Raw genomic sequence first — 22,163 nt, forward strand, 5'->3', positions numbered from 1 at the left:
CATGTTGCGCTACATCCTGCTGCGCCTGGCGCTGCTCGTGCCGGTCATGCTTGGCGTGTCGTTGCTGGTGTTCGTACTGCTGCACCTGGGCAGCACCGACCCGGCGCTGGACTACCTTCGGCTTTCGCACATTCCACCGACCGACGCAGCCATCGCCGAAGTTCGCCATACCCTGGGGCTGGATCGCCCGTTGTATGCGCAATACCTGAGTTGGCTGTGGAACGCCGTGCACCTGGACTTCGGCATCTCCTACATCACCGGCCGGCCAGTGCTCGATGACCTGCTCTACTACCTGCCCGCCACCCTGCAACTCGGCGGCCTGGCGTTGGCCTGCACGCTGCTGCTGTCGATCCCGCTGGGGCTGCTGGCGGCCCGTTGGCAAGGGCGCTGGCCCGACCACGCCGTGCGGGCAGTGACCTTCCTGGGGGTGTCCATGCCCAATTTCTGGCTGGCATTTCTGCTGATCGCGCTGTTTTCCCTATGGCTGGGCTGGCTGCCACCGCTGGGGCGCGGGGGGGCCGGGCACCTGGTAATGCCAGTGCTGGCGATCGCCCTGATGTCGATGTCGATCAATGCCCGTCTGCTGCGTGCCAGCCTGCTGGAAGCCGGCGGGCAACGCCACGTCACCTATGCCCGTGCCCGCGGCCTGCCCGAGCGGCACGTCTGGCGCGACCATATCCTGCGCAATGCCTGGTTGCCGCTGGTAACGGCCACCGGCATGCACACCGGCGAACTGATCGGCGGCGCACTGGTGATCGAGACCATCTTCGCCTGGCCCGGCGTTGGCCGTTTTGCGGTGTCAGCAGTGCTGAACCGCGACTTCCCGGTGATGCAGTGCTTCACCCTGCTGCTGACCGGCCTGCTGATGATCTGCAACCTGGTCGTCGATGTCTGCTACGCCTGGCTTGACCCTCGCAGCCGGCTGGAAGGGGTGAACGCATGAGTACGCCGTCTGCCCTGCGTCAGCCCTGGCTGCTGCGCCGCCCCAGCCTGACGATCGGCCTGGTCCTGGTCGGCCTGCTGGCAATGCTGGCGCTGTTCGGCCAGTGGATCGCCCCGCATGACCCCGACCTGGTCGACCTTGGCCGGCGCTTGCAGGCGCCCGACGCCAACCACTGGCTGGGCACCGACCACCTCGGGCGCGACCTGCTTTCACGACTGATCGTCGGCACGCGGCTGTCCTTGGGCAGCGTGATGCTGACCCTGGCGCTGGTGCTGGCGCTTGGCCTCGCGGTCGGCGGCGTGGCCGGGTTCGTCGGGGGGCGCACCGACCTGCTGGTGATGCGCGTGTGCGACATGTTCATGACCTTCCCCACCCTGGTACTGGCATTCTTCTTCGTCACCTTGCTGGGCACAGGTCTTAGCAACGTGATCATCGCCATCGCGCTGTCCCACTGGGCCTGGTATGCGCGCATGGTGCGTGGCCTGGTGATTGCCCAGCGCGGTCGCGAGTACGTCTTGGTTGCACGCCTGGCCGGCGCCTCACGCTGGACGCGGCTGCGCCAGCATGTGCTGCCCAACATCGCCGGCCCCCTGCTGGTGCTGGCGACCATGGACATCGGCCACATGATGCTGCACGTCTCCGGCCTGTCGTTCCTCGGCCTTGGGGTGGCGCCGCCCACCGCCGAATGGGGCGTGATGATCAACGACGCCAAGGAGTTCATCTGGACGCACCCGCAACTGCTGCTGTTGCCAGGGCTGATGATCTTCTTCTCGGTGATGGCCTTCAACCTGTTGGGCGATGCGCTGCGCGACCGCCTGGACCCTACACAGGAGCGCCATTGAATGAACCCGTCGGTCCTTGAAATCCGCGGCCTGCGCATAGAGGCGCAGGCCGGCGTGCTGGTGCACGGCGTCGACTTGCAACTGCGCCGCGGCGAAGTCTGCACATTGGTCGGTGCCAGTGGCTCGGGCAAATCCCTCAGTTGCCTTGGTGCGCTCGACCTGCTGCCACCAGGCCTGTCCCGCACCCAAGGGCAGTTGCTGCTCGACGGCCAGCCGCTGGCTGCCAGCAGTGCCCGTGGCCGCCTGGCCAGCCTGGTATTGCAAAACCCGCGCAGCGCCTTCAACCCAGTACGCAACATGGCCAGCCACGGCCTGGAGACGCTCCGGCAGCGCGGAGTCACCGGTACGCAAGCCCGTGCGCGGATGGCCCAGTGCCTGGAGGCGGTGGGCCTGGCAGACCGTGAACGGGTCCTGCAATCGTTCGCCTTTCAGCTCAGCGGGGGCATGCTGCAACGCATGATGATCGCCCTGGCGCTCATGGCCGAAACCCCGTTCCTCCTGGCCGATGAACCCACAAGTGACCTCGATGCCCTGAGCCAGGCGCGTTTTCTCGACCTGTTGATGGAACTGGTGCAGGTCCATGGGCTGGGGGTATTGCTGGTCACTCACGACATGGGCGTGGTGGCGCGCTGCGCAGACCAGGTCGCGGTGATGGAAGCCGGCCGCGTCGTCGAGTACCAGCCGGTGCATGCGCTTTTCCAGCGCCCTGCCAGCGCCACTGCCCGTACCCTCCTCCACGCCCACCAGATACTTTGCGGGAGCCAGCCATGAGCCTGCTGCACGTCCACCACCTGAGCCATCGCTATCGCACCGGGGGGCTGTTGCGCAAACGGGGCTGGCTGCAGGTGCTCGACGGTATCGAGCTGCAACTGCATGCCGGTGAGTCGGTCGGCCTGCTGGGCAGCAGTGGCAGCGGCAAAAGTACGCTGGCGCGGCTGCTGCTCGGGCTGGAAAAACCGACCCAGGGCCAGGTGAGTTCTGCCGGGCAGGATGTCAGCCAGCTACGGGGGGAGCAGGCGCGCGATTTCCAGCGCACCGTGCAACTGGTGTTCCAGGACGCCCCCGGTGCCTTCAACCCGCAGCGCAGCATCGGCTGGAGCATCGCCGAACCGTTGCGCCACCTCACCGGCATGGATGAAGCCCAGCGGCAAGCGCGCACGCTCGAACTGCTGCAGGCCATGGGCCTGCGCGCCGAGCATGCGCAACGGCTGCCGCAGCAGTTGAGTGGCGGCCAGTTGCAGCGTGCCAACATCGCCCGGGCGCTGGCCGCCTCGCCGCAGCTGGTGGTGCTCGACGAAGCGTTGTCGAACCTGGACCGGGTATTGCAGTTGCAAACGCTGCAGCAGCTTGAGGCGTTACGCCAGCGCAGCGGCACCGCCTTCGTGCTGATCAGCCATGACCTGAGCCTGGTGCAGTACTTCTGCCAGCGGGTCGTACTGCTGGACGCTGGCCGCATCGTCGAGGACCGGCCCGTCGAGCACGGCACTGTTTTCGAGCATCCCGTTGGAAAGCAGCTACAGTCTGCCATGTTGCCCGTACGGCCCGACAAGAGGCAGGCAAGACAAGCGCTGCCACTCGGCACGCACTGACACCAACATGAGGGTGCATCCGGCGTGAACGCCAGAACGCTTTTCCAGTGCGCAGGCAAAGTGCCACAATGCGCCACCGATCACGAATTGCGGCCGATGCCATGACAGAGCTCAATCCAGGCGATGAGATAGCGCACTGCGTTAGGACGGATCGCCTGCACCAGCTGTTCGTCCAGTCGGCACCCGCTGTACTTGGCAGTTTCCTGGCGGCGGCAATGCTGTGCTGGTTGGGCTGGGAGCGTTTCGACCAGCAAAAGGTAGCCGTCTGGATGACAGTGCTGAGCCTGTCGACGGCCCTGCGCACCGCGATGTTCATCGCCTACCTGCGAGCACCCGCCAGCCAACGCACGGCCGAACGCTGGGAGTGGCGCTACTGGGCCACCCTGGCGTTGTCTGCGGCAGTCTGGGGCTTGGGCGCACTGGCGGTGATGCCTGCCGACGACCTGTTGGGGCAGGCATTGATCATGCTGTTTGCCGTGGGCATGTCCGTCAGCGCAGTCTCGTGTTACTCCTCGTACCGCAACATGACCCTGGTCTCGATCGCCTTGGTACTGCTGCCTTGCACCGGCTGGCTGCTGCTGCAGCCATCCGCGCTGCAACAGGGCATCGCCCTGGCGGTGCTGGTGTTTGCGTCGTTCGTGGTCAATGCAACGAACAGCCTGTCTTCAGCGCTGGTCACCGCCTGGCGCCTCAGGCATGAAATGGAGCGCGCACACCGCCTTGCCATCGTGGCCTCATGCACGGACGAACTGACCGGCTTGAACAACCGGCGTGCCTTCTTTGACTGCGCCCTGGCGCAGCACGCCCTGTGCCAGGAAGCGCAGACGTACGTAGCCGTGCTGATGCTGGACGTCGACCATTTCAAACAGATCAACGACACCGCCGGGCATGCGACGGGCGACCAGGTGTTGCAACGGATCGGTGCAGCCATCAGCGCCAGCCTGCGTGCTGACGATATCGCCGGCAGGCTGGGCGGCGAAGAATTCGCCATCCTGCTACCCGACACGCCTCTGGCCACTGCCAGCGAGATCGCCGAGCGCCTGCGGACCTTGATAGCAAAGCTGAGCGTCAACAGCGAACACGCCGTTACCGCCAGCATAGGCCTGGCCTTCGCCAAAGCCCCCGCCAGTGAACTCGATACCTTGCTCAGCAGTGCCGACAAGGCCATGTACCGTTCCAAGGCATCGGGCCGCAACCGCGTGACGGTTGTCGACCACAGGCATGCAACCGCCTGATGGTACGGCTGGCCAGAGCCTGACGCCTGACCGCTTGCCCTGATTTGGTTCGACTTTTTCGATAAACCCGGGCGTGCACCCATTTGATGCAGCAGGCTGCGGCCGGCGGCGCGCTCCGCCCACGCCAACCTCCGTCAAATCGCCTGATATTGTCGCGATATTGATAGCGACAAGCGCACTCACGCTGCTCCAGAGCCATTTTTGTTCCTGACGCTTGCGCCCTGCCCGTTCCGGCATCGTCATTGCAACGCCCTCTCCCGATCGCTTGGCAAGCGAGAAACGAAACTGCCGACGAGTCGTGGCAAGGAGTGGGTATGTCCCGGGCTTTTTTCAATGAAATGTATGAGGCAAACGGAAGTTGCCGCCCGCACTATCAGGAGTTCGCCCGCTGGCTGGCGAACACACCGCTGGAACTGTTGGAACAACGGCGGCATGAGGCCGACCTGCTGTTCCACCGGGCCGGTATCACCTTCACCCTCTACGGTGACCAGCAGGACACCGAGCGGTTGATCCCCTTCGACATCATCCCGCGCAGCATCCGCGCCAGCGAATGGCGCATCGTTGAACGTGGGTGCATCCAGCGGGTTCAGGCGCTGAACCTGTTCCTCCAGGACATCTACCACGATCAGCGCATCCTCAAGGCCGGCATCATTGCGCCAGAGCAAGTGCTGGCCAACGAGGGTTATCAGGTCGCCATGCAGGGCCTGAACCTGCACCGCGGGCTGTACGCCCATATCGCCGGCGTCGATTTGGTACGCGACAGCGATGGTACGTATTACGTACTGGAAGATAACCTGCGCACCCCCAGCGGCGTCAGCTACATGCTCGAAGACCGCAAGATGATGATGCGCCTGTTCCCTGAACTGTTCGCCGCCCAACGCATCGCACCGATCGACCACTACCCCAACCTGCTGCTCGACACACTCAAGAGTGCCAGCCCGCTGGACAACCCGACCGCCGTGGTGCTCACCCCCGGGCGCTTCAACAGTGCCTACTTCGAGCACGCCTTCCTGGCGCGGGAGATGGGCATCGAGCTGGTCGAAGGCGCCGACCTGTTCGTGCGCAACGACCACCTCTACATGCGCACCACCGCAGGCCCGCAGCAAGTGGACGTGATCTACCGCCGCCTGGACGACGAATACCTCGACCCCCTGTCGTTCAACCCTGATTCGATGCTGGGGGTACCGGGGCTGATCTCGGTGTACCGGGCAGGCAATGTCGTGCTGGCCAACGCGGTGGGCACCGGCGTTGCCGACGACAAGTCGATCTACCCCTACGTCGACGAGATGATCCGCTTCTACCTGAGCGAGGAGCCGATCCTGAAGAACGTGCCCACCTGGCAATGCCGCAAGCCACAGGACCTGTCCCACGTTCTGGCCCACCTGCCCGAGCTGGTGGTCAAGGAAACCCAAGGCTCCGGCGGCTATGGCATGTTGGTCGGCCCCGCTGCAACGGCGGCGCAAATCGAGGACTTCCGGGCCCGCATCAAGGCGCGCCCGCACGCCTACATCGCTCAGCCCACGCTGTGCCTGTCCACCTGCCCGACTTTCGTCGAAAGCGGTATCGCGCCGCGCCACATCGACCTGCGTCCGTTCGTGCTGTCAGGCAGCGAAACGCGCCTGGTGCCGGGCGGCCTGACCCGCGTGGCACTGCAGGAAGGCTCGCTGGTGGTCAACTCGTCGCAGGGCGGCGGCACCAAAGACACCTGGGTGGTGGAGGACTGAGCCATGCTTTCGAGAACCGCTTCCGACCTGTACTGGATGTCCCGCTACCTGGAGCGCGCCGAAAACCTCGCGCGCATGCTCGAGGTCAGCTACTCGCTGTCGCTGATGCCGCAAGCCGGCCGTTCGGATGGCCACACAGAGCTGGCCATGTCGCTGCTGGCGTCCGGCACGCTGGACGATTACATCCGCAAGCACGCCGAGCTGGACACCGAGCGCATGCTGCACTTCTTTGCGCTGGACGCGAACAACCCCAGCAGCATCTATTGCTGCTTGCAGGCAGCGCGCACCAACGCCCATGCGGTGCGTGGGCGCATAACCGCCGACATGTGGGAAAACATCAACGCCACCTGGATCGAAATGCGCAACATCGCCAGCAACGGCCTTGGACGCTATGGCATCAGCCAGTTCTGCGACTGGGTCAAGGAACGCTCCCACCTGTTCCGCGGCGCAACCGCTGGTACCATCATGCGCAACGATGCCTACAGCTTCATTCGCCTGGGCACCTTCCTGGAGCGGGCGGACAACACCCTGCGCCTGCTCGATGCCCGCTACGAAATGTTCGGCGAAACTTCCGAGGAGGTCAGCGACGACTCGGCAAGGGGTTACTACCAGTGGAGCGCCTTGTTGCGCGCCCTGACGTCCTACGAAGCCTTCAACGAAATCTACCGCAACGCGCCCAGCGCACGGCCGGTGTCGGAGCTGTTACTGCTGCGCGTTGACGTGCCACGGTCATTGCATGCCTGCATCGAAGAGCTCGACCAGATACTCGCCGCGCTGCCTGGCACTACCGGCCGCGCTGCACAACGGATGGCTGCCGAACTCAACGCGCGGCTGCGCTACACCGCCATCGATGAAATTCTCGAAGCCGGGCTGCACGTGTGGCTGACCGACTTCATCGGCCGCATCCACCAACTGGGCCAGACCGTGCACAATTCCTACCTGGAGGTCGTATGAAACTGTCCATTCGCCACGACACCACCTACAGCTACGCCAGTGATGTGTGCAACAGCATCCAGTTCCTGCGCCTGACACCGCGCAGCAGCGAGCGCCAGCGCATCCTCGAGTGGCAACTGGACCTGCCCTGCAAGGTGAACAGCCAGATCGACCCGTATGGCAATATCCTGCACGTACTGACCCTAGACAAACCCCATGGCCACCTGGCCCTTACCGCCAGTGGCCAGGTGGAAATCGACCCGGGCTGTGAACATGAGGCCGGCGGCCAATCGCCCCTGCCTTTTCTGCGCAGCAGCCACCTCACCCAGGCCAGTGACGCACTCAAGGCCTTTGCCACCCAGCAGTGCGGCGAGCGCCGCGACCGGGGCGCGCTGACCGCCCTGATGCAAGGGCTGGCCGACCATATGCCCTACAGCCCGGGGGCTACTTCGGTGGGCACCACCGCCAGCGAGTCATTTGCCGGCGCCGCCGGGGTGTGCCAGGACCATACCCACGCCTTCCTGGCCTGCGCCCGTAGCCTGGGCGTCCCGGCGCGCTACGTGTCCGGCTACCTGTGCACCGAAGACGAAACCCACCTGGCCAGCCACGCGTGGGCCGAAGCCTGGATCGATGATGCCTGGTACAGCTTCGACGTCACCAACCGCCTCACCCGGCCCGAACGGCACCTGAAACTGGCGGTCGGCCTGGATTACCTCGACGCCTGCCCGGTCCGGGGCGTGCGCCGCGGTGGCGGCGTCGAATCCATGCAGGCCAGCGTCCACGTGCACCGCCAGTAAGCGCCTGGCGCAACGCTAGCGGGCCCCGTCGCGCCCTGCGCGGCGGGGCCGCTCCATTCCAAGAACAAGGTAGAAAGCATGACCTACTGCGTCGCTATGCATTTGGCGGACGGGCTGGTATTCATCTGCGACTCCCGTACCAATGCCGGGATCGACCAGATATCCACGTTTCGCAAACTGTTCGTTTTCAGCGTGCCGGGGGACCGGCTGATCGTCCTGCAGACCGCCGGCAACCTTGCCACCTCGCAATCGGTGGTCAACCTGCTTGAGCAACGTAGCCGAGGTACCGGCAGCCACCTGCTGAACGTCGGCACGCTCTACGACGCGGCGGCACTGGTGGCCGAAACCCTTCGCGAAGTCATCACCCGTGACCGCAGCAAGCTGACGGCGCAGATCGACCTGAGCGCCTCGTTCATGGTGGGCGGCCAGATCGCGGGCAGCGCCATGGGCATCTACAACGTCTACGCCCAAGGCAACTTCTTCCAGGCAACGCCGGACACGCCGTTCCTGCAATTGGGCGAGAGCAAGTACGGCAGACCGATTCTCGACCGCAACCTGACCTACGACACGCCCTTGGACGAAGCGCTGCGCTGCGGCTTGATCTCATTCGACTCGACCATTCGCAGCAACCTGTCGGTCGGCATGCCGCTGGACCTTTTGGTGTATGGCAAGGACAGCCTCACGGCCAGGGAGCCGGTGCGCATCCATCAAGACGACCCCTACTACAGCCATATCCGCAAACAATGGGGTGATGGTTTGAAAAGCCTGCTTGGCGAGCTTACCCCGCCACCGCCGGGCTTCATGGCCAAATGAGCCGGGGCCAACCCTCGGTCACGCCAGTAGCGTTATCACCAGGTCCGCAATGTTGATAGGCACGAATACCACGGTCAGCAGCGAATAGGCCCTCCGCGAGCGGGCTGCGAACACGCACAGGGGAATCACGATCATCACCACGTCAAAAGCGCCCCAAAGCGCCAGCGGCGAGACGCCGAACAGCAAAATGTTGACGATGAGCCCAAGCAGGTAATAGCCCGACAGGAACAGCAGCGCGTACCGGCCATCCTGCTCGAAGTACAGGCGCAGCCCTCCCACTTCGTCCTCGCTTCGGCTGGGCAACATCAGCGCCGAGGAGACGAACAGCGAAAGCGCCAGCAGCACCAGCAGCAGAAATTCCTGGAACGAGAAGGTCGCCCTTACTTGTGGCAGTGCATTGACCGCCCACCAGAAATCCATCTGTGTGGTGAAGAGCATGACCGCCCAGACCAGGGCCACCCAATCAGGGGCAGCGCTACGACGAATACGAAAGACCGTCAGCGCGCCCAGAAGCAGGCGGGTGACCGACAGCCCCAAGATCATCGAGAGGACGGTAGCAACGATAGGGAAATTGCTCATGGTGCTTCCTGCCAGCCACTGTTCTGGACAGCGTAGGCGGCGCACAGCAAACTTTGAAAAAATGAGTCGGTAGTTTGGGCTTGGCGTGGGATTTTCAGTGCCTGTGACCCCGAACGCCACCCTGCGCCCGACGCAGGTGGTTGCGCCCCAGGAAAACAGCGGCGACATCAATCCAAGGAGCCTGCATGTCAGAACGCAGCAACAGCGAGGTGAAGTCTTGCGACTCTGCCTGGTCGGTCTTTCTGATTTTCCTGCGCCTGGGGCTGACTTCTTTCGGTGGCCCCATTGCGCACCTGGGCTACTTTCGCGAAGCGTTGGTATCGCGCCGCCAATGGCTCAGTGAACGCAGTTACGCCGAACTGGTCGCCCTGTGCCAGGTGCTTCCCGGCCCGGCGAGCAGCCAGGTCGGGATAGGCCTTGGCCTCTCACGCGCAGGTTTCTCGGGCGCGGTGGCAGCCTGGGCAGGCTTCACTTTGCCATCGGCCATCATGCTGATCCTGTTGGCCCAGGGCATCTCGGCATGGGGCGGCGCCGCCCCTGGTGGTTTGCTGCACGGCCTGAAGATCGTTGCAGTCGCGGTTGTCGCCCAGGCGGTGTGGGGCATAGCACGCAGCCTTTGCACCGATGTTGCGCGTGTGACCATCGCCTTGTGCGCCACCTGCGCGGCGCTTGTGTGGCCCTCTGCGCTGGGGCAGACCGGCGTGATTGTGTGTTCTGCCTTGGCAGGCTGGGTGCTGTTCAAGTCCACGCCACCTCCGGCAGCGGAAAAACTGCCGTTTGCAGTCAGCCGCAAAACCGGCCTGATCGCGCTGACAGTGTTCTTTGCTCTGTTGCTCGGGCTACCGCTGCTGGCCCAGGTCTGGCCGTCGCAGGTCCTGGCGATGGTGAACGCCTTCTACAACGCAGGCTCACTCGTCTTCGGTGGCGGGCATGTGGTGCTGCCGTTGCTGCAGTCGGCGACAGTGCCCAACGGCTGGGTCAGCAACGACACCTTCCTGGCGGGTTATGGCCTGGCACAGGCGGTACCGGGGCCCCTCTTCACCTTCGCGGCATTTCTGGGGGCATCCATGACCGTGCAGCCCTCCGGCTGGGTGGGCGCTACGGTCTGCATTCTGGCCATTTTCACTCCCTCCTTCCTGCTGGTGGTCGGCGTCTTGCCCTTCTGGCAAAAACTGCGGCACAGCGCGCGTAGCCAGGCCGCGCTGGGTGGTGTGAACGCAAGCGTGGTAGGGCTGCTGTTAGCCGCCCTGTACCACCCGGTCTGGACGAGCGCCATTGCCACGCCATCGGACTTCGCTTTTGCGCTCACAGCCCTCGTGGCCCTGATGTTCTGGAAGATGCCACCCTGGCTGGTGGTCCTGGGCTGCGGCCTGTTTGGCTGGCTGCTTACTGCAATGCAAACGTCAGGGTAGCTGCCAGCCCGCCGCTGGCCCTGTTCTCAAGGCGCACCTGCCCGCCCAGGCGCTCGGTGATGGTAGCCACGATCGAGAGCCCAAGCCCTGCCCCATTGGGGCTATTGCGGCTGTAGAAGCGCTCGAACACCCGCCCGAGGTTGGCCTCGTCGATGCCCGGCCCTTCATCTTCGACAACCAGTTCGAGGCGATTGGCCAGACGCTTGAGTGATACGGTGATGCGCCCACCGGGCGGTGAATGCTCCACTGCATTGGACACCAGGTTCTGCAGGGCGATGGCCAACGCACCAGCATCGATCAGCAGACCGTGGTCACCCTCGCTGATATCCAGCGAGGGCTCCAGGCCGCGATCCAGTATCCAGGGTGTGAGATCCGCCAGCACATCGGTGACTACTTCGCTCAGGTCGACAAGGGCGGTGGGACGCTGACCGAGGCGCGGCTCGACACGGGCCAGGGTCAGCAACTGGTTGACTACCCGGGTCAGCCGGTCCACACCGCCAATCAGAAAGCCCAAGGCTTTCTGTCGCTCGGCATCGGTACTGGCGGCCTGTGCGTTTTGCGCATGCAGGCGCAGGATCGCCAGCGGGGTGCGCATCTCATGGGCGGCGTCTGCGATGAACCGATGCTCGCGCCGCAACAGGTCCTCGATCTGCGCCAGCAGGCGGTTGATGGCAGCCTGCATGGGTTCCAGTTCGGTCGGCAACGGCACCAGTTGCAAAGGCTCCAGGGAGTCGGCATGGCGCGCACGAATCACATCGGCCATGTTCTGCAACGGCCGCAATCCCCAGCCGATGGCTGCCCAGACCAGCACTACCAGGCCCAGGCTGCCGAGCAGAAACGGTAACAGGGTATGGCGCACGATGCGGTCGATCAGGTCGTAGCGTACATCGTCGCGCTCACCCACCCAGATCACCCACTGCTTCTCGGGCACCGGTAGAACGAAGCCACGCCATTGCTCGCCACCGCTGGCGAAATCATAAAAGCCGGGGGCCGTGGGCGGTGCGTCGAGCGTCGGCGCACTGGGCGTGTGCACCAGCAGCCGCCCTCCCTCACCCCATACCTGGAACGCCAGCTTGCTTTCATAGGGGTGGCCCACGCGATGGCGCCCGGCCTTGCCCAGCGCTTCGTTGAACGCCCGATACAGTTTTTCGCGATTGCCATCCTGCACCGGCAGGTTCATGACACCCTGCAGCAGCCGGGCATTCTGAGCCATGTGGGCATCGTAGACTTCGTTGATCTCGCGCCGGCTGTCGTGATAGTTGTACAGCGCCAACAAACCGGTGCCGAGCAGCATCAGCGCCATCACCCGCCACAGCGTACGCTGGCGCAGCGAGCTCATACCTTGCCCTCGACCAGATACCCGATACCGCGCACCGTGCGGATCAGGCCGTTGAACAGCTTCTTGCGCAGGTGATAGATGTTCACTTCCAGCGTGTTGCTTTCAGGCTCCTCGTCCCAGCCGTACAGCAACTGGGTCAGCCGCTCACGGGTAAACACTTTGCCCGGTTGCGCCAGCAACTCGTGCAGCAGCCGATACTCCTTGGGCGTCAGTACCACAGGTACACCGTTGTAGTGCACCTGCTGAGTGGCAGGGTCAAGGCTTACGCCTGCGTGCTCGATGAGCACCGTGGCCCGGCCGGCACTGCGCCTGAGCAAGGCGCGCAGCCGAGCCTTGAGCTCGTTGAGGTCGAAGGGCTTGATCAGGTAGTCGTCGGCACCGGCATCCAGGCCGATGATGCGATCCTCGGTAGCATCGCGCGCGGTAAGGATCAGAACCGGCAGGCTGTCGCCCCCTGCCCTGACCCGTCGCAGCAACTCGATGCCACCCAGGCGCGGCAGGCCGAGGTCGAGGATCACCAGGTCGAACATTTCGTTTTGCAGGGCATGCAGCCCGCTCAGGCCATCGCGCAACCAATCGAGGGTATAACCCTCCTGGCGCAACCCGTCGCAGATCCCCTCACCCAGGGCGGGATCATCCTCAACCAGCAGCAGCCGCATGTTCAGTCCTGTTTGTCCTTGATGGCCTTGAGTAAAGCATCGATATCCCTGCGCCGGCCTTGGTCGGCCAACTCGCGCCCCGGGCGTGGCGGCGCCTGCCGGGCTTTTTCCAGGGCGGCAGTGGCCTGCGCATAGCGCTTTTGCCGGAACAGATGATCGGCCCAGAAGTAGTTGCTGTCGATACCATTGGGGTTGATCTGCAGCGCCTTGCGCAACAAGGTGTCGGCCTTGTCGCTGTCACCAAAACCGATAGGCCAGCCGGGCACCTGGTCATACAAGGTACCCAGGCTGGTATACGCCGAGCCCTGCAGGGCACTGGGGTCGAGTTTGATCGCCTCTTCCAGGCTGGCCTTGGCCGACTTGACCTTGCCCAACGCCCCCAGCCCGCCAATGGCACCTGCCCAACTGCTGTTGATGATGCCCTCCCAGATCAAGGGTTCGGCCGAGCCGGGATGCTGGTGAACCAGCGTGGAGGCGTCGCTTGCCAGTCTCTCGAACGCCTCGGCGCGCTTGCCTTCAGGCATCTGGTACTGAATCTGCGCCCAGCGCTGTTGCAAGTCAGCCAGTTGTTGGCTGCCAGCCTGGTCCAGCGCCCAGGTGAGCGGTGCGAAGGCCAGCAGGCCAGCGATGAACAGACCTTTCATTTGAGCGACTCCTTGGAATGACTGGCGATGTATCGACGGATCACCGGCAGTTGCTTGCGCAGCGCACGGTCGACCACACCGGGCAACATGCCGTTGATGCGCACGAAGAGCTTTTCCGGCCACCCCAGGTACAGCTCGTTGCGTTCTGACTGCACGGCCTTGAGCACCGCGCGGGCCACATCCGCAGGGTCGTCCATGCCGACCTTCAGCGCCTGGTTGAGCGCCGTGGCGGCGGTGCTGTTCATCGCGGTGCGGGTTGCCCGGGGTGCGGCGTACATGACATTCACCGAGGTATCGGCCAGCTCCCGGCGCAGCGCCTCGGAGAAACCGCGCAGGGCGAATTTGCTGGCGCAGTAGGTGGCGTAACCTGGGTAACCGATCGAGCCGTAGGTGGAGCCGACGTTGACCACCATCGCCCGGGGTTGTTCGCGCAGCAGCGGCAGGCACACACGGGTCAGTTGCACCGCGGCTTTGAGGTTGATGTCCAGCAGTTCGTCCAGCGCCTGCTCGTCTAGTTGGTCAAGCAGGGCAAAGCGGTTCACGCCTGCGGCATTGATCAGGACGTTGACGCCCCCCATCGTCCGGGCGCGGGCAAGCACCTGTTCACGCCCCTGATGGCTGCGCAGGTCGGCCGACTGCCACAGCAGCCTGTCGTGGTAACGGTTCATCAGGCCGGCGAGTTTGCCCATCTGCCGGCTCACCGCCAACACCCGGGCACCGTCTGCGCACAACTGTTCGGCCAGCTCCAGGCCGATGCCTCCGCTGGCGCCGGTGAGTATCACTGCGCACTCAGGCAAGCGCATGACGCACCTCATGCAGGCCCGCACGCGGCAGCCCCAGGAACATGTCGGTATACAGGCGGTAAACCACTTTGGCCGCATGGATCACAGCGCGCTGGTCATCAGCGTCATCAAGGCGGTCCATCAGGCGCTTGTAAGTGACCATATGGTCCTGGTCGAGAGCGCCGTGGGAGCTGAGGTAACTGAAGGCCCGGTCCGGCAACGCCAACGTGCTCTGGATCGTGCCGGCAGCCTGGGTGGCCAAAGCAACGCTTGTGCCTTCGAGCACGTTGACCATGCCAAACAGCCCGACCGGGTTGCCCCGGGCGATCAGGTCGTAAAGGTACGCGACCATCAGCTCGATCGGCAGTGCTGGCCGAGCGTCACGCACCGCTTCCCAGTCGCCCCCACAGGCATTGATGTCATTGAGGATCCACTGCTCGTGGCCATACTCCTCCTCGATGTATTCGCAAACAGCGCCGCGCAGCCATTCCAGGCGCGAAGGCAGGCGCGCCCCGCACGCCATCATCAGCGGCACAGTGTGGCGTACATGGTGGTATGCCTGGGTCAGGAAGGCCACATAGCTGTCGAGGCTGACGTGGCCCGCCAACGCATCGCGTATGACCGGCACGGCGAACAGGGCCTGGCGCTCCTGGGTGGTTTGCAGTTGCAGCGTGTCGAAAAAAGACATGGCAGCCCTCACAACGAGATATCGGATAACAGGGAGTGGTAACGCCGCAGGATGGCCTCGCGTCGCGGGCGGCCGTTGGCGGTCAAGGTGTCGTCGGTACTGGACAGCGGGCACGGCAGGCGACGCCAGGCATGTACCCGGGCATAGTCCGGCAGCAAGGCATTGCACTGCTGTACGGCCTGGTCGATGAGGGTGTTGGGGGTGGCAGGGTCCAGCGGCCAGAGCAATGCCAGGTTCTTTGGCAGGGCCTCGCCATGCACGAACGCTTGGCCGATCACACCGCCCTGGGTCAGTTCCGCCTCCACCCATTCCGGGTTGACGTTGCGCCCGAAGCTGGTGATGAACTGATGTTTCTTGCGGCCATCGAGGTACAGGTAGCCCTCATCGTCGAGGTGGCCGAGGTCGCCTGTAGCCCACCAGCTATCGCAGACGGGTGGTTCCTCCAGGTAGCCGAGCAACACTGAGCCCGCCACCAGCACCTCCCCGTCCTCGGCGATACGCACCTGCACATGGGGCAGCGGTTTGCCGACACTGCCCCGGCGGGTTGCGCCTGGCCGGTTCAAGGCCACCACCGAAGCGCACTCGGACAAGCCATAACCTTCGAACACCGGCAGGCCGATCGCTTCGGCGCGGGCCAACAGGCTGGGCGCCACCCGGGCACCGCCGACCGCAACGAAGCGCAGCGCCCCCACCCGCATCAGCCCGCGCTCGATGGCAGTGATCAACCCCATCAGTAGCTGCGGCACCAGGATCAGGCTTTGCGCGCCGCTCAGGACGATTGCCCCCAGCAAGCGCTTGAAATCGACCTGGCTGGCTCCTCCCATACCCAGTTGTGCCTGGGGATACAGCAACACACCCGCGCCAGCCATCAGTGCGGCATAAACACCAAGGTTTTCCAGCAGCACACCCAGCGGCAGCACCACCAGGTAACGCTGCGGTTCACTGGGACGGCTGGCCACTTCCAGTTCCCGGGCTACCCGCAACAGGGCTTCGGCAGACAGGCACACGCCTTTGGGCTTGCCCGTGCTGCCAGAGGTGTAGGTGATCTTGGCGGTACCGGGCGGCAGCGCCGCAGTGGCGTCTGCCTCGCGAACCCAAAACCCATCCTGTTGGGCGAACCCAAGCTCAGCGAGCGGCGCGCACCATTGCGGGCCGCACAACACATGGCTGGGGCCGCTCTGCGCGATGCAGTGGCTGAATTGGGCAACACTGAAGAACGGGGGCACGACCACGCAGGGGCGCTGGGTAAAAAGCGCCGCCAGATCCCAGAAGAGCAACTGCGGGCCATTATCCAGGGCCAGTACCAGCGTGCCTGGCGAACGCGTGCGCAAATCCTGGATGCGCAAACCCACTTCTGCCAGTAGTTGCCTGAATGTGAAGCGCTCTGTCGAATCTTGTACGGCGATTGCGTCACCGTGGTCGCGGGCATACGAGACCAGCAGCTGATGAAAACGCTCCAGCTCATGCGGCATGGCCAGTTTCCTCAAAAACCATTGGCAAGCCCAGGCGCTGGAACACCCCTGCCCTGCTCAAGGCATCGAAGCCACTACCGATATTGCCGGCAAAGACTTTCGGGTGTTGAGCGTAGTAGGTCCCCCACTGGTCCACCTGCCCGTTCAACCGGGCTGGGTCGGCCGACGCCAGTACCGATGGCACCAGCCCCAAGCGCTGAAAGCTGTTGATCAATGTCGTCGCGCCGGTGAACGCCACCCACCTCAAGCCGCGCAGGGCCAGCAACCAGGTCACCGCGATGATCATGATTCGCGCGCTACCGGCACTGAGCGCGGCCAGGTTGCCGACTTCGACCATGCATGCGCGCTCAAGGGTGCAGCCCGCCACGCGTGAAACTGCAGCTTCCAGCGGTTCATCCAGGTAGTGCTCCAGAAACAGCGGCCCGCTGCTGGCCGGGCGCATGCCTGCGGCAGCGACCAACCGCCCCTGGCTGTCATGCAACGCCAGCAGCTCGGGCAGGTAATGGTGCACATCAGCGTGATGCACGTTGGCAAAACACTGATGGATGAAATGCTCAAGCTCATCGCGCCCCGGGTCCTTGTGCAGATGAAGCGACAAGTGAGCCTGGTGGTCGACGTGGCTGCCGATGGGCAATGGGAGCAGGCTGCTCCACTGAGACTGGGTCATGAAACTCCCCCCGTTTGGGCTTGATGGGGTGAGTATCTGTGGTCAATCTGAAGGCAATCTGAAGTTACGGAGATGACCTGCGTTGTTGGGCTGCTCCCCCACCATCGCCATCGGCGGCAAGCCAGCGGCTAATTGGCAGGTGGGTGATCTTTATCAATCCCCTGCTGATTTTCAGTTGTAGAACCGACACGATGGCCATTACCGGCCACACTTCTCTCAAAGCCGCAGGGGAGCCGTCGATGCTGACCGTCACGCTGATCAACGCGCTGGTCGTGGTGCTGGTGGTGGTGATCCATTACGAATGCCTGCTGCGCCTGAACGACTGGCTGCCGCGGCTCAAGCTCTGGAGCCGGTTCCGCATCGTCATCGGTGTGCTCGGCGCGCTGGCGGCCCACGCACTGGAAGTCTGGTGCTTTGCCCTGGCCTATTACCTGATGGCCAGTACCGAAGGCTGGGGCACGCTGAGCGGCAACTTCGACGGCACGTTCATGGACTGCGTGTATTTCTCGTTCACTACCTATACCACTATCGGTTTCGGCGACATCACGCCCAGCGGCGACCTCAAATACCTCACAGGCCTGCAGGCACTCACGGGGCTGGTGATGATCACCTGGACGGCCTCCTTTCTGTTTCTGGAAATGCAGAAATACTGGAAGGCCAAGTAGCGAGGCGTGGGCCTATCAACCCGGCAATTGACAACGATCAAGCGCGCCAAAGGCAACGCGTTGAAACTGAACCTCCTTTGAACACCCGCAAACCGTAAGGAGGCTTGCCATGGCATCCGCCGAAACACCCCGCCCACAAGCAGCACCGGCATTTCCTGCGACCACCGGCGAACACTGGATCGAAGCACTCGACAATGGCACCCATGTGCTGATCAGGCCCTTGCAGCCCAAGGATCGTGAACGCGAAAAGCACTTCATCGAACGCCTGTCTCCTCAGTCGCGCCACTTCCGTTTTCTGTCCCAGCTCAAGGAGCCTGGGGAAGCCCTGCTGGACCAACTGATGGTGGTCGATCAGGACCAGCATATGGCCTATGTGGCCCTCGCGCATGTCGACGGTGAGCTACAGGAAGTCGGTATCTCCCGCTACGCCACCGGTGCGGATCACCAAGCATGCGAATGCGCCGTTACCGTGCTCGACAGCTGGCAGCGTCACGGCCTGGGCACATTGCTGCTCCGGCACCTGATCGACCACGCACGGGCCAAGGGCCTGCGCCAGATGTATTCGATTGACGCCGCGGCCAATGTGGCGATGCGCGACCTGGCCCAGGCAGCTGGGTTTACCACTGCCAGAGACCCGGACGACCCAAGCCAAGTGATTCACCGGCTATCGCTGGCCTGAGGCGGCGCTGCGGCGGTAGCCTCGGGCAGCAGGTCCAGTTGCTCCAGGCACCGCCGCTCATCAGCCTCGGTCAGCCCTTTGAAAGCACTGACCTCCAGCAACGGCGTATTGAACAGCGCCAGCCGAAGGACACCATTGCGCTCCAGAAACGTCTGCGCCAGGCACTGACAGACGGGCTTGGCGATCAACGCGGCGAGCGCTTGGTCCTCTGGCAGATCGACCTGTGCCTGCAGGTTGGTCTCGCATCCGCTGACGATGCCTTGCACGGAGCGGCTGGCGAGCCCTAGTGTGCCGACGCCCAGCATCGCCAGCAGTAGCAACATGCCCAGCAGAATGTTCGACTCTCTGGCCACATCCCGGACCATGGCGAGCCTTGCCTGCCAACCGGTGGCCTGCCCGGAAAAAATGGTGGTGCCCACTGTTTTCTTGAAAACCCGGTGCACGCCCAACCCGACCGCCGCGCTCAGTGTCAGCAGCGTCAGCGCAATGGCCGGCTCATGCATCGGCAGGCGCCAGGCTGGGCCCAGTACCTGGTATACCGAGGCGGCAATGGCCAATGTGGCGATGGCCGCGATGCACCCAATGCTGCCCTTGGGCCGTCTTGCCCAAGCGCTTAGCCTCACCCTGGTTTGCATGTTCATGAAAGCCTCCAGCCCCGGTTCAACGCACAGGGTCTATGGCAACGGTTTCCATGTGCTCGGGCACGCACACCTGCCAGCCGAGCTCAAGGCTTATCCGCCGACGCAAGGTGTCCGCAGCATGCGGTTCGCCATGAATGACGTAGGTTTGCCGCGGTGGCCGGGTGAAACCGCGCAACCACTCCATGATTTCGTCCGCGTCGGCATGGGCCGACAGATTGTCCATGGCGAAGACGTGCGCGCGAATCGGCACGTCTTCGCCATGCAGGCGCACGCTGCGCGCCCCGGCAACGATATCGGCGCCCCGGGTCCCACCCGCCTGAAAACCAGAGAACAGGATGCTGTTGTGCGCGTTGGGCGCCAGCGCTTTGAGGTGATGCAACACCCGCCCCCCCGTGGCCATGCCGCTGGCGGCAATGATCACCGCAGGTTCGCGCAACTGATCCAGGCGCCTGGACTCATCGACCGTGCGGATGATCTGCGTACCTTTGCACATCTGTGCGCATTCCAGCGCCGTCAGGCGGTGCTCACGCCTGAACTGCTGGTACAGGGCGGTGGCATCCGTCGCCATCGGGCTGTTCAGGTACACGGGGATGTCGGGTATCAGCCCGTCACGCTTGAGCCTGTACAGGTAGTACAGCAACAGTTGCGCACGGCCCACCGCGAATGACGGCACCAGCGTGATGCCATGGCGCAGCAGGGTCTGGTTGATCACGTCGGCCAGGTAGCGTTCCGGCGCTTGGGCGGGGTGTGAGCGGTCACCGTAGGTCGACTCCACCAGCAGCACATCGGCCGCACCGATCAGCTCGGGTGCACGCATCACGGGGTCGTTGGGCCGCCCCAGGTCACCTGATGACACCAGCGTCTGACCATCCACCGTCAGTTGCACGGTCGCCGCGCCCAGAATGTGCCCGGCCGTGCGCAGCAACAGTTCGACACCCGGTGCGATCGGGGTACGCTGGTGCAACTCGACGGGCCTGAACAGCTGCAGCGCACGTTTGGCATCCTGCTCGGTGTACAAGGGCCGGGCCGGCGAATGCTTGGAATAGCCATGACGATTGGCATGGTCGGCCTGTTCCTCCTGCAATCGGGCGCTGTCGAGCAACAGGATTTCAGCAAGGGCACAGGTTGCCGGGGTGGCATACACCGGCCCGCTGAAGCCCTCGCGCGCCAGCACCGGCAGGTAGCCGCTGTGGTCCAGGTGGGCATGGGTGAGCACTACCGCATCGACCGCCCGCAGCGCCGCCGGCAGTGGCTCCCAATTACGCAGGCGCAGCTGCTTGTAACCCTGGAAAAGACCGCAGTCGATCAGCACCCGTGTCGAATCACGCGTCAGCAGGAACTTGCTGCCCGTCACTGTGCCCGTACCGCCGAAGAAGGTCAGTTGCATGGTGGCGGCTCCCAGGTGTCGATCACGCAGGGGTGAACGGACAGCACGCTGCACGGTGGGTCGCTCACAATGCGCTCGGTGGTGTCGCCCAGCAGCTTGCTCAGCCCCCTGGGCTGCACAACCCCCATAACCACCACGTCGATGTCCAGGGCCGCCACTTGCTCGCGAATCACTTGCACTGCCCCTCCTTCCTTGAAGTGCCGGCAATCGTGGGGCACACCTTCGGCATCGGCCAATGCATCGAACGACACCTGCAAGGCATCTCGCATCTCCTCGACCCAGGTCTGCGTCACCAGCATTTCTGGGGCGAACACACCCGCCAGGTCATATGCACCCAGCAGATGCAACTGCGCATCGCATTGCAACGCCAGGGCATCGGCTGCACGGATGAGGGCGCGATTGAACAGCATCTGGTCATGGGGTTCATCGTGCAGGGCGGTGTCCACGGCGACCAGTATGCGTTTTGGCAAGGACGCGGCTGCCCGAGGTACGAAATGCAGCAAGCACTGGCACGCTCGCAGCAGCGCGCAGTCCAGGGGCGTGGCGAAAAACCGGGCCAGTGCCGGTGTTTTTTCGGTGTCCTTGATGACCATATCGGGCTTGAGCTCGCGGATGTAATCGGCGGCCTGCTCGCGCAGGTCTTCTGCCTTGACGGTATCGAACGTCAGGCAGGCATCGCTGGGCCGGTGACGCTCGACCAATGCCTCGAGCTGCTCGCGATAGCGCCCGTATTGGCGCTGCATCTCGGCTTCGTTCAGCTGTTCCTGGCGTAACGCATGGTCCGCGTGTGGCTCGAACAGCCCAACGATATGCACCGCTGCGCCGCTGACATGCGCCAGGGCAAGCGCCCGGCGCACAGCCGCCGAGTGCGGGTCGATGTCGGTAAGCAGCACCAGCAGTTGTCGATACTGACCCATGGGAAACCTCCGGCCGCACGCGGCGATGGCAAGTAACATCGATATTCGAACCCCCTGCCATAGCGCGTTTGATGCAGATCAGAAAGTCACCACTGGCGCACCAAGTTGATCAATGTCAGAACCATGACGCCGTCTCACGGTACAACCAGTACAGCCCACGTTGGTCGAGCCCTCTGGAGGCCCTATGAACAAGCCGTTGCTGGAAACCGAAGATTCAAGCGAGCACTGGGTCGACACCCTTGCTGACGGCACAGCCGTGCTGATTCGGCCGCTGCGCGATGATGATCACGAACGGGACCGGCGCTTTGTGAGCACGATCAGCCATGAGGCCCGCCGTTTTCGTTTTCTCGCCGGGCTCAGCGGTGGCTTGCCCGGCCTGGACGCGCAGCTGATGCCGGTCGACGGTCACCAGCACATGGCCTACGTAGCGCTGGCCCATGACAATGGCCAGCTGCATCAGCTTGGCGTCAGCCGCTATGCCGCAATACCGGGCAGCCACAATTGCGAATGCGCCGTGGCTGTCGACGAGCGCTGGCAGCGCAAGGGGCTGGGCAAGCTGTTGCTGCAGCACCTGATCGCCGCGGCACGGCGCAATGGTTACCAGTGCATGGTGTCCAGGGACCTCTCGAACAACTACGCCATGCACCGGCTGACCAAGGCGCTGGGGTTCACCTCGCGCTACCTGGGCGGCGATGTCAGCGAAATCCTTCATGAACTTGACCTGCGCAGGTGAAACAAGGCCCTTGCGGGCCTTGC

24 protein-coding genes are annotated in these 22,163 nt (G+C 63.8%); 13 read left to right on the forward strand and 11 right to left on the reverse strand.

The features are described from left to right. The first annotated feature begins 1 nt into the window (after position 1). From nikB to ACIPZC_RS10015, 9 genes are all read left to right on the forward strand, one after another. Positions 2-943 (forward strand): nickel ABC transporter permease subunit NikB, encoded by a 942-nt coding sequence (gene nikB, locus ACIPZC_RS09975; protein ID WP_400626574.1) that lies wholly within the window; start codon positions 2-4, stop codon positions 941-943. Next, positions 940-1,785: a nickel ABC transporter permease subunit NikC gene (nikC, locus tag ACIPZC_RS09980; protein ID WP_400626576.1), complete on the forward strand. Its 846-nt coding sequence runs from the start codon at positions 940-942 to the stop codon at positions 1,783-1,785. Before nikB ends, nikC begins: the two co-directional genes overlap by 4 nt. Then, entirely contained in the window at positions 1,786-2,556 is a 771-nt protein-coding gene (nikD, locus tag ACIPZC_RS09985; protein ID WP_400626578.1) for a nickel import ATP-binding protein NikD, read from the forward strand. Next, a complete protein-coding gene (nikE, locus tag ACIPZC_RS09990; protein ID WP_400626580.1) occupies positions 2,553-3,374 on the forward strand; it encodes a nickel import ATP-binding protein NikE in 822 nt (273 codons plus the stop codon). Before nikD ends, nikE begins: the two co-directional genes overlap by 4 nt. 101 nt (positions 3,375-3,475) lie before the next feature. Then, the gene (locus tag ACIPZC_RS09995; RefSeq protein ID WP_400626582.1) at positions 3,476-4,609 is read left to right on the forward strand and encodes a diguanylate cyclase; all 1,134 of its coding nucleotides are present in this window, start codon (positions 3,476-3,478) and stop codon (positions 4,607-4,609) included. A 314-nt stretch (positions 4,610-4,923) separates the two neighbouring features. Further along, the gene (locus tag ACIPZC_RS10000) at positions 4,924-6,333 is read left to right on the forward strand and encodes a circularly permuted type 2 ATP-grasp protein (protein WP_241803768.1); all 1,410 of its coding nucleotides are present in this window, start codon (positions 4,924-4,926) and stop codon (positions 6,331-6,333) included. Positions 6,334-6,336: 3 nt separating this feature from the next. After that, positions 6,337-7,287, forward strand: a complete 951-nt coding sequence (locus ACIPZC_RS10005) for an alpha-E domain-containing protein (RefSeq protein WP_241803769.1) — start codon at positions 6,337-6,339, stop codon at positions 7,285-7,287. Then, on the forward strand, positions 7,284-8,063 hold the full coding sequence (locus tag ACIPZC_RS10010; protein ID WP_241803770.1) for a transglutaminase family protein: 780 nt from the start codon (positions 7,284-7,286) through the stop codon (positions 8,061-8,063). The genes ACIPZC_RS10005 and ACIPZC_RS10010 overlap by 4 nt, the downstream gene beginning before the upstream one ends. A gap of 78 nt (positions 8,064-8,141) precedes the next feature. After that, entirely contained in the window at positions 8,142-8,876 is a 735-nt protein-coding gene (locus ACIPZC_RS10015) for a proteasome-type protease (protein WP_349975740.1), read from the forward strand. Positions 8,877-8,894: 18 nt separating this feature from the next. On the opposite strand, the gene ACIPZC_RS10020 is transcribed toward ACIPZC_RS10015, so the two are convergent. Continuing rightward, positions 8,895-9,455: a hypothetical protein gene (locus ACIPZC_RS10020; protein ID WP_400626584.1), complete on the reverse strand. Its 561-nt coding sequence runs from the start codon at positions 9,453-9,455 to the stop codon at positions 8,895-8,897. 185 nt (positions 9,456-9,640) lie between these two features. On the opposite strand from ACIPZC_RS10020, the gene chrA reads away from it, so the two are divergent. Further along, positions 9,641-10,867: a chromate efflux transporter gene (gene chrA / locus ACIPZC_RS10025; RefSeq protein ID WP_400626586.1), complete on the forward strand. Its 1,227-nt coding sequence runs from the start codon at positions 9,641-9,643 to the stop codon at positions 10,865-10,867. Here chrA and ACIPZC_RS10030 read toward each other — a convergent pair. From ACIPZC_RS10030 to ACIPZC_RS10060, 7 genes are read right to left on the reverse strand one after another with little or no spacing between them, the layout of a single operon-like run. Then, positions 10,842-12,206 carry a sensor histidine kinase gene (locus ACIPZC_RS10030; RefSeq protein WP_400626588.1) on the reverse strand — a complete coding sequence of 455 codons (1,365 nt, stop codon included), beginning with the start codon at positions 12,204-12,206 and terminating at the stop codon, positions 10,842-10,844. The genes chrA and ACIPZC_RS10030 overlap by 26 nt on opposite strands. Beyond that, entirely contained in the window at positions 12,203-12,865 is a 663-nt protein-coding gene (locus ACIPZC_RS10035) for a response regulator (RefSeq protein ID WP_400626590.1), read from the reverse strand. The genes ACIPZC_RS10030 and ACIPZC_RS10035 overlap by 4 nt, the downstream gene beginning before the upstream one ends. 2 nt (positions 12,866-12,867) lie before the next feature. Beyond that, on the reverse strand, positions 12,868-13,509 hold the full coding sequence (locus tag ACIPZC_RS10040; RefSeq protein WP_400626592.1) for a hypothetical protein: 642 nt from the start codon (positions 13,507-13,509) through the stop codon (positions 12,868-12,870). Then, the gene (locus tag ACIPZC_RS10045; RefSeq protein WP_400626594.1) at positions 13,506-14,312 is read right to left on the reverse strand and encodes an SDR family oxidoreductase; all 807 of its coding nucleotides are present in this window, start codon (positions 14,310-14,312) and stop codon (positions 13,506-13,508) included. The genes ACIPZC_RS10040 and ACIPZC_RS10045 overlap by 4 nt, the downstream gene beginning before the upstream one ends. Next, positions 14,299-14,979, reverse strand: coding sequence for a TenA family transcriptional regulator (locus ACIPZC_RS10050; RefSeq protein WP_241803778.1), 681 nt, complete (start codon positions 14,977-14,979; stop codon positions 14,299-14,301). Before ACIPZC_RS10050 ends, ACIPZC_RS10045 begins: the two co-directional genes overlap by 14 nt. Before the next feature lie 8 nt (positions 14,980-14,987). Further along, the gene (locus tag ACIPZC_RS10055) at positions 14,988-16,451 is read right to left on the reverse strand and encodes an AMP-binding protein (RefSeq protein WP_400626596.1); all 1,464 of its coding nucleotides are present in this window, start codon (positions 16,449-16,451) and stop codon (positions 14,988-14,990) included. Next, the gene (locus tag ACIPZC_RS10060) at positions 16,441-17,118 is read right to left on the reverse strand and encodes a thermostable hemolysin (protein ID WP_400626598.1); all 678 of its coding nucleotides are present in this window, start codon (positions 17,116-17,118) and stop codon (positions 16,441-16,443) included. Before ACIPZC_RS10060 ends, ACIPZC_RS10055 begins: the two co-directional genes overlap by 11 nt. Positions 17,119-17,357: 239 nt before the next feature. Between ACIPZC_RS10060 and ACIPZC_RS10065 the strand changes: the two genes are divergently transcribed. Together ACIPZC_RS10065 and ACIPZC_RS10070 are read left to right on the forward strand one after the other, a co-directional pair. Beyond that, positions 17,358-17,783 (forward strand): potassium channel family protein, encoded by a 426-nt coding sequence (locus ACIPZC_RS10065; RefSeq protein WP_267816598.1) that lies wholly within the window; start codon positions 17,358-17,360, stop codon positions 17,781-17,783. 109 nt (positions 17,784-17,892) lie between these two features. Continuing rightward, entirely contained in the window at positions 17,893-18,462 is a 570-nt protein-coding gene (locus tag ACIPZC_RS10070; protein ID WP_400626600.1) for a GNAT family N-acetyltransferase, read from the forward strand. Here ACIPZC_RS10070 and ACIPZC_RS10075 read toward each other — a convergent pair. The 3 genes from ACIPZC_RS10075 to ACIPZC_RS10085 are packed head-to-tail and all read right to left on the reverse strand — an operon-like array spanning position 18,441 to position 21,407. After that, positions 18,441-19,103: a hypothetical protein gene (locus ACIPZC_RS10075; RefSeq protein ID WP_400626602.1), complete on the reverse strand. Its 663-nt coding sequence runs from the start codon at positions 19,101-19,103 to the stop codon at positions 18,441-18,443. The genes ACIPZC_RS10070 and ACIPZC_RS10075 overlap by 22 nt on opposite strands. A 19-nt stretch (positions 19,104-19,122) precedes the next feature. Then, positions 19,123-20,490: an MBL fold metallo-hydrolase RNA specificity domain-containing protein gene (locus tag ACIPZC_RS10080; protein ID WP_267816604.1), complete on the reverse strand. Its 1,368-nt coding sequence runs from the start codon at positions 20,488-20,490 to the stop codon at positions 19,123-19,125. Beyond that, positions 20,481-21,407: a universal stress protein gene (locus ACIPZC_RS10085; protein ID WP_400626604.1), complete on the reverse strand. Its 927-nt coding sequence runs from the start codon at positions 21,405-21,407 to the stop codon at positions 20,481-20,483. Before ACIPZC_RS10085 ends, ACIPZC_RS10080 begins: the two co-directional genes overlap by 10 nt. A 184-nt stretch (positions 21,408-21,591) precedes the next feature. On the opposite strand from ACIPZC_RS10085, the gene ACIPZC_RS10090 reads away from it, so the two are divergent. Next, positions 21,592-22,140, forward strand: coding sequence for a GNAT family N-acetyltransferase (locus tag ACIPZC_RS10090; protein WP_241803786.1), 549 nt, complete (start codon positions 21,592-21,594; stop codon positions 22,138-22,140). Positions 22,141-22,163: the final 23 nt, after the last annotated feature.

This window comes from Pseudomonas sp. NPDC089743, from assembly GCF_044748785.1.
Taxonomy (GTDB): domain Bacteria; phylum Pseudomonadota; class Gammaproteobacteria; order Pseudomonadales; family Pseudomonadaceae; genus Aquipseudomonas; species Aquipseudomonas putida_X.

Excerpts from the sequence above, each read along its gene's own strand:
- nikB (WP_400626574.1), top strand. The coding sequence starts at position 2 with ATGTTGCGCTACATCCTGCTGCGCCTGGCGCTGCTCGTGCCGGTCATG.
- nikC (WP_400626576.1), top strand. The coding sequence starts at position 940 with ATGAGTACGCCGTCTGCCCTGCGTCAGCCCTGGCTGCTGCGCCGCCCC.
- nikD (WP_400626578.1), top strand. The coding sequence starts at position 1,786 with ATGAACCCGTCGGTCCTTGAAATCCGCGGCCTGCGCATAGAGGCGCAG.
- nikE (WP_400626580.1), top strand. The coding sequence starts at position 2,553 with ATGAGCCTGCTGCACGTCCACCACCTGAGCCATCGCTATCGCACCGGG.
- ACIPZC_RS09995 (WP_400626582.1), top strand. The coding sequence starts at position 3,476 with ATGACAGAGCTCAATCCAGGCGATGAGATAGCGCACTGCGTTAGGACG.
- ACIPZC_RS10000 (WP_241803768.1), top strand. The coding sequence starts at position 4,924 with ATGTCCCGGGCTTTTTTCAATGAAATGTATGAGGCAAACGGAAGTTGC.
- ACIPZC_RS10005 (WP_241803769.1), top strand. The coding sequence starts at position 6,337 with ATGCTTTCGAGAACCGCTTCCGACCTGTACTGGATGTCCCGCTACCTG.
- ACIPZC_RS10010 (WP_241803770.1), top strand. The coding sequence starts at position 7,284 with ATGAAACTGTCCATTCGCCACGACACCACCTACAGCTACGCCAGTGAT.
- ACIPZC_RS10015 (WP_349975740.1), top strand. The coding sequence starts at position 8,142 with ATGACCTACTGCGTCGCTATGCATTTGGCGGACGGGCTGGTATTCATC.
- ACIPZC_RS10020 (WP_400626584.1), bottom strand. The coding sequence starts at position 9,455 with ATGAGCAATTTCCCTATCGTTGCTACCGTCCTCTCGATGATCTTGGGG.
- chrA (WP_400626586.1), top strand. The coding sequence starts at position 9,641 with ATGTCAGAACGCAGCAACAGCGAGGTGAAGTCTTGCGACTCTGCCTGG.
- ACIPZC_RS10030 (WP_400626588.1), bottom strand. The coding sequence starts at position 12,206 with ATGAGCTCGCTGCGCCAGCGTACGCTGTGGCGGGTGATGGCGCTGATG.
- ACIPZC_RS10035 (WP_400626590.1), bottom strand. The coding sequence starts at position 12,865 with ATGCGGCTGCTGCTGGTTGAGGATGATCCCGCCCTGGGTGAGGGGATC.
- ACIPZC_RS10040 (WP_400626592.1), bottom strand. The coding sequence starts at position 13,509 with ATGAAAGGTCTGTTCATCGCTGGCCTGCTGGCCTTCGCACCGCTCACC.
- ACIPZC_RS10045 (WP_400626594.1), bottom strand. The coding sequence starts at position 14,312 with ATGCGCTTGCCTGAGTGCGCAGTGATACTCACCGGCGCCAGCGGAGGC.
- ACIPZC_RS10050 (WP_241803778.1), bottom strand. The coding sequence starts at position 14,979 with ATGTCTTTTTTCGACACGCTGCAACTGCAAACCACCCAGGAGCGCCAG.
- ACIPZC_RS10055 (WP_400626596.1), bottom strand. The coding sequence starts at position 16,451 with ATGCCGCATGAGCTGGAGCGTTTTCATCAGCTGCTGGTCTCGTATGCC.
- ACIPZC_RS10060 (WP_400626598.1), bottom strand. The coding sequence starts at position 17,118 with ATGACCCAGTCTCAGTGGAGCAGCCTGCTCCCATTGCCCATCGGCAGC.
- ACIPZC_RS10065 (WP_267816598.1), top strand. The coding sequence starts at position 17,358 with ATGCTGACCGTCACGCTGATCAACGCGCTGGTCGTGGTGCTGGTGGTG.
- ACIPZC_RS10070 (WP_400626600.1), top strand. The coding sequence starts at position 17,893 with ATGGCATCCGCCGAAACACCCCGCCCACAAGCAGCACCGGCATTTCCT.
- ACIPZC_RS10075 (WP_400626602.1), bottom strand. The coding sequence starts at position 19,103 with ATGAACATGCAAACCAGGGTGAGGCTAAGCGCTTGGGCAAGACGGCCC.
- ACIPZC_RS10080 (WP_267816604.1), bottom strand. The coding sequence starts at position 20,490 with ATGCAACTGACCTTCTTCGGCGGTACGGGCACAGTGACGGGCAGCAAG.
- ACIPZC_RS10085 (WP_400626604.1), bottom strand. The coding sequence starts at position 21,407 with ATGGGTCAGTATCGACAACTGCTGGTGCTGCTTACCGACATCGACCCG.
- ACIPZC_RS10090 (WP_241803786.1), top strand. The coding sequence starts at position 21,592 with ATGAACAAGCCGTTGCTGGAAACCGAAGATTCAAGCGAGCACTGGGTC.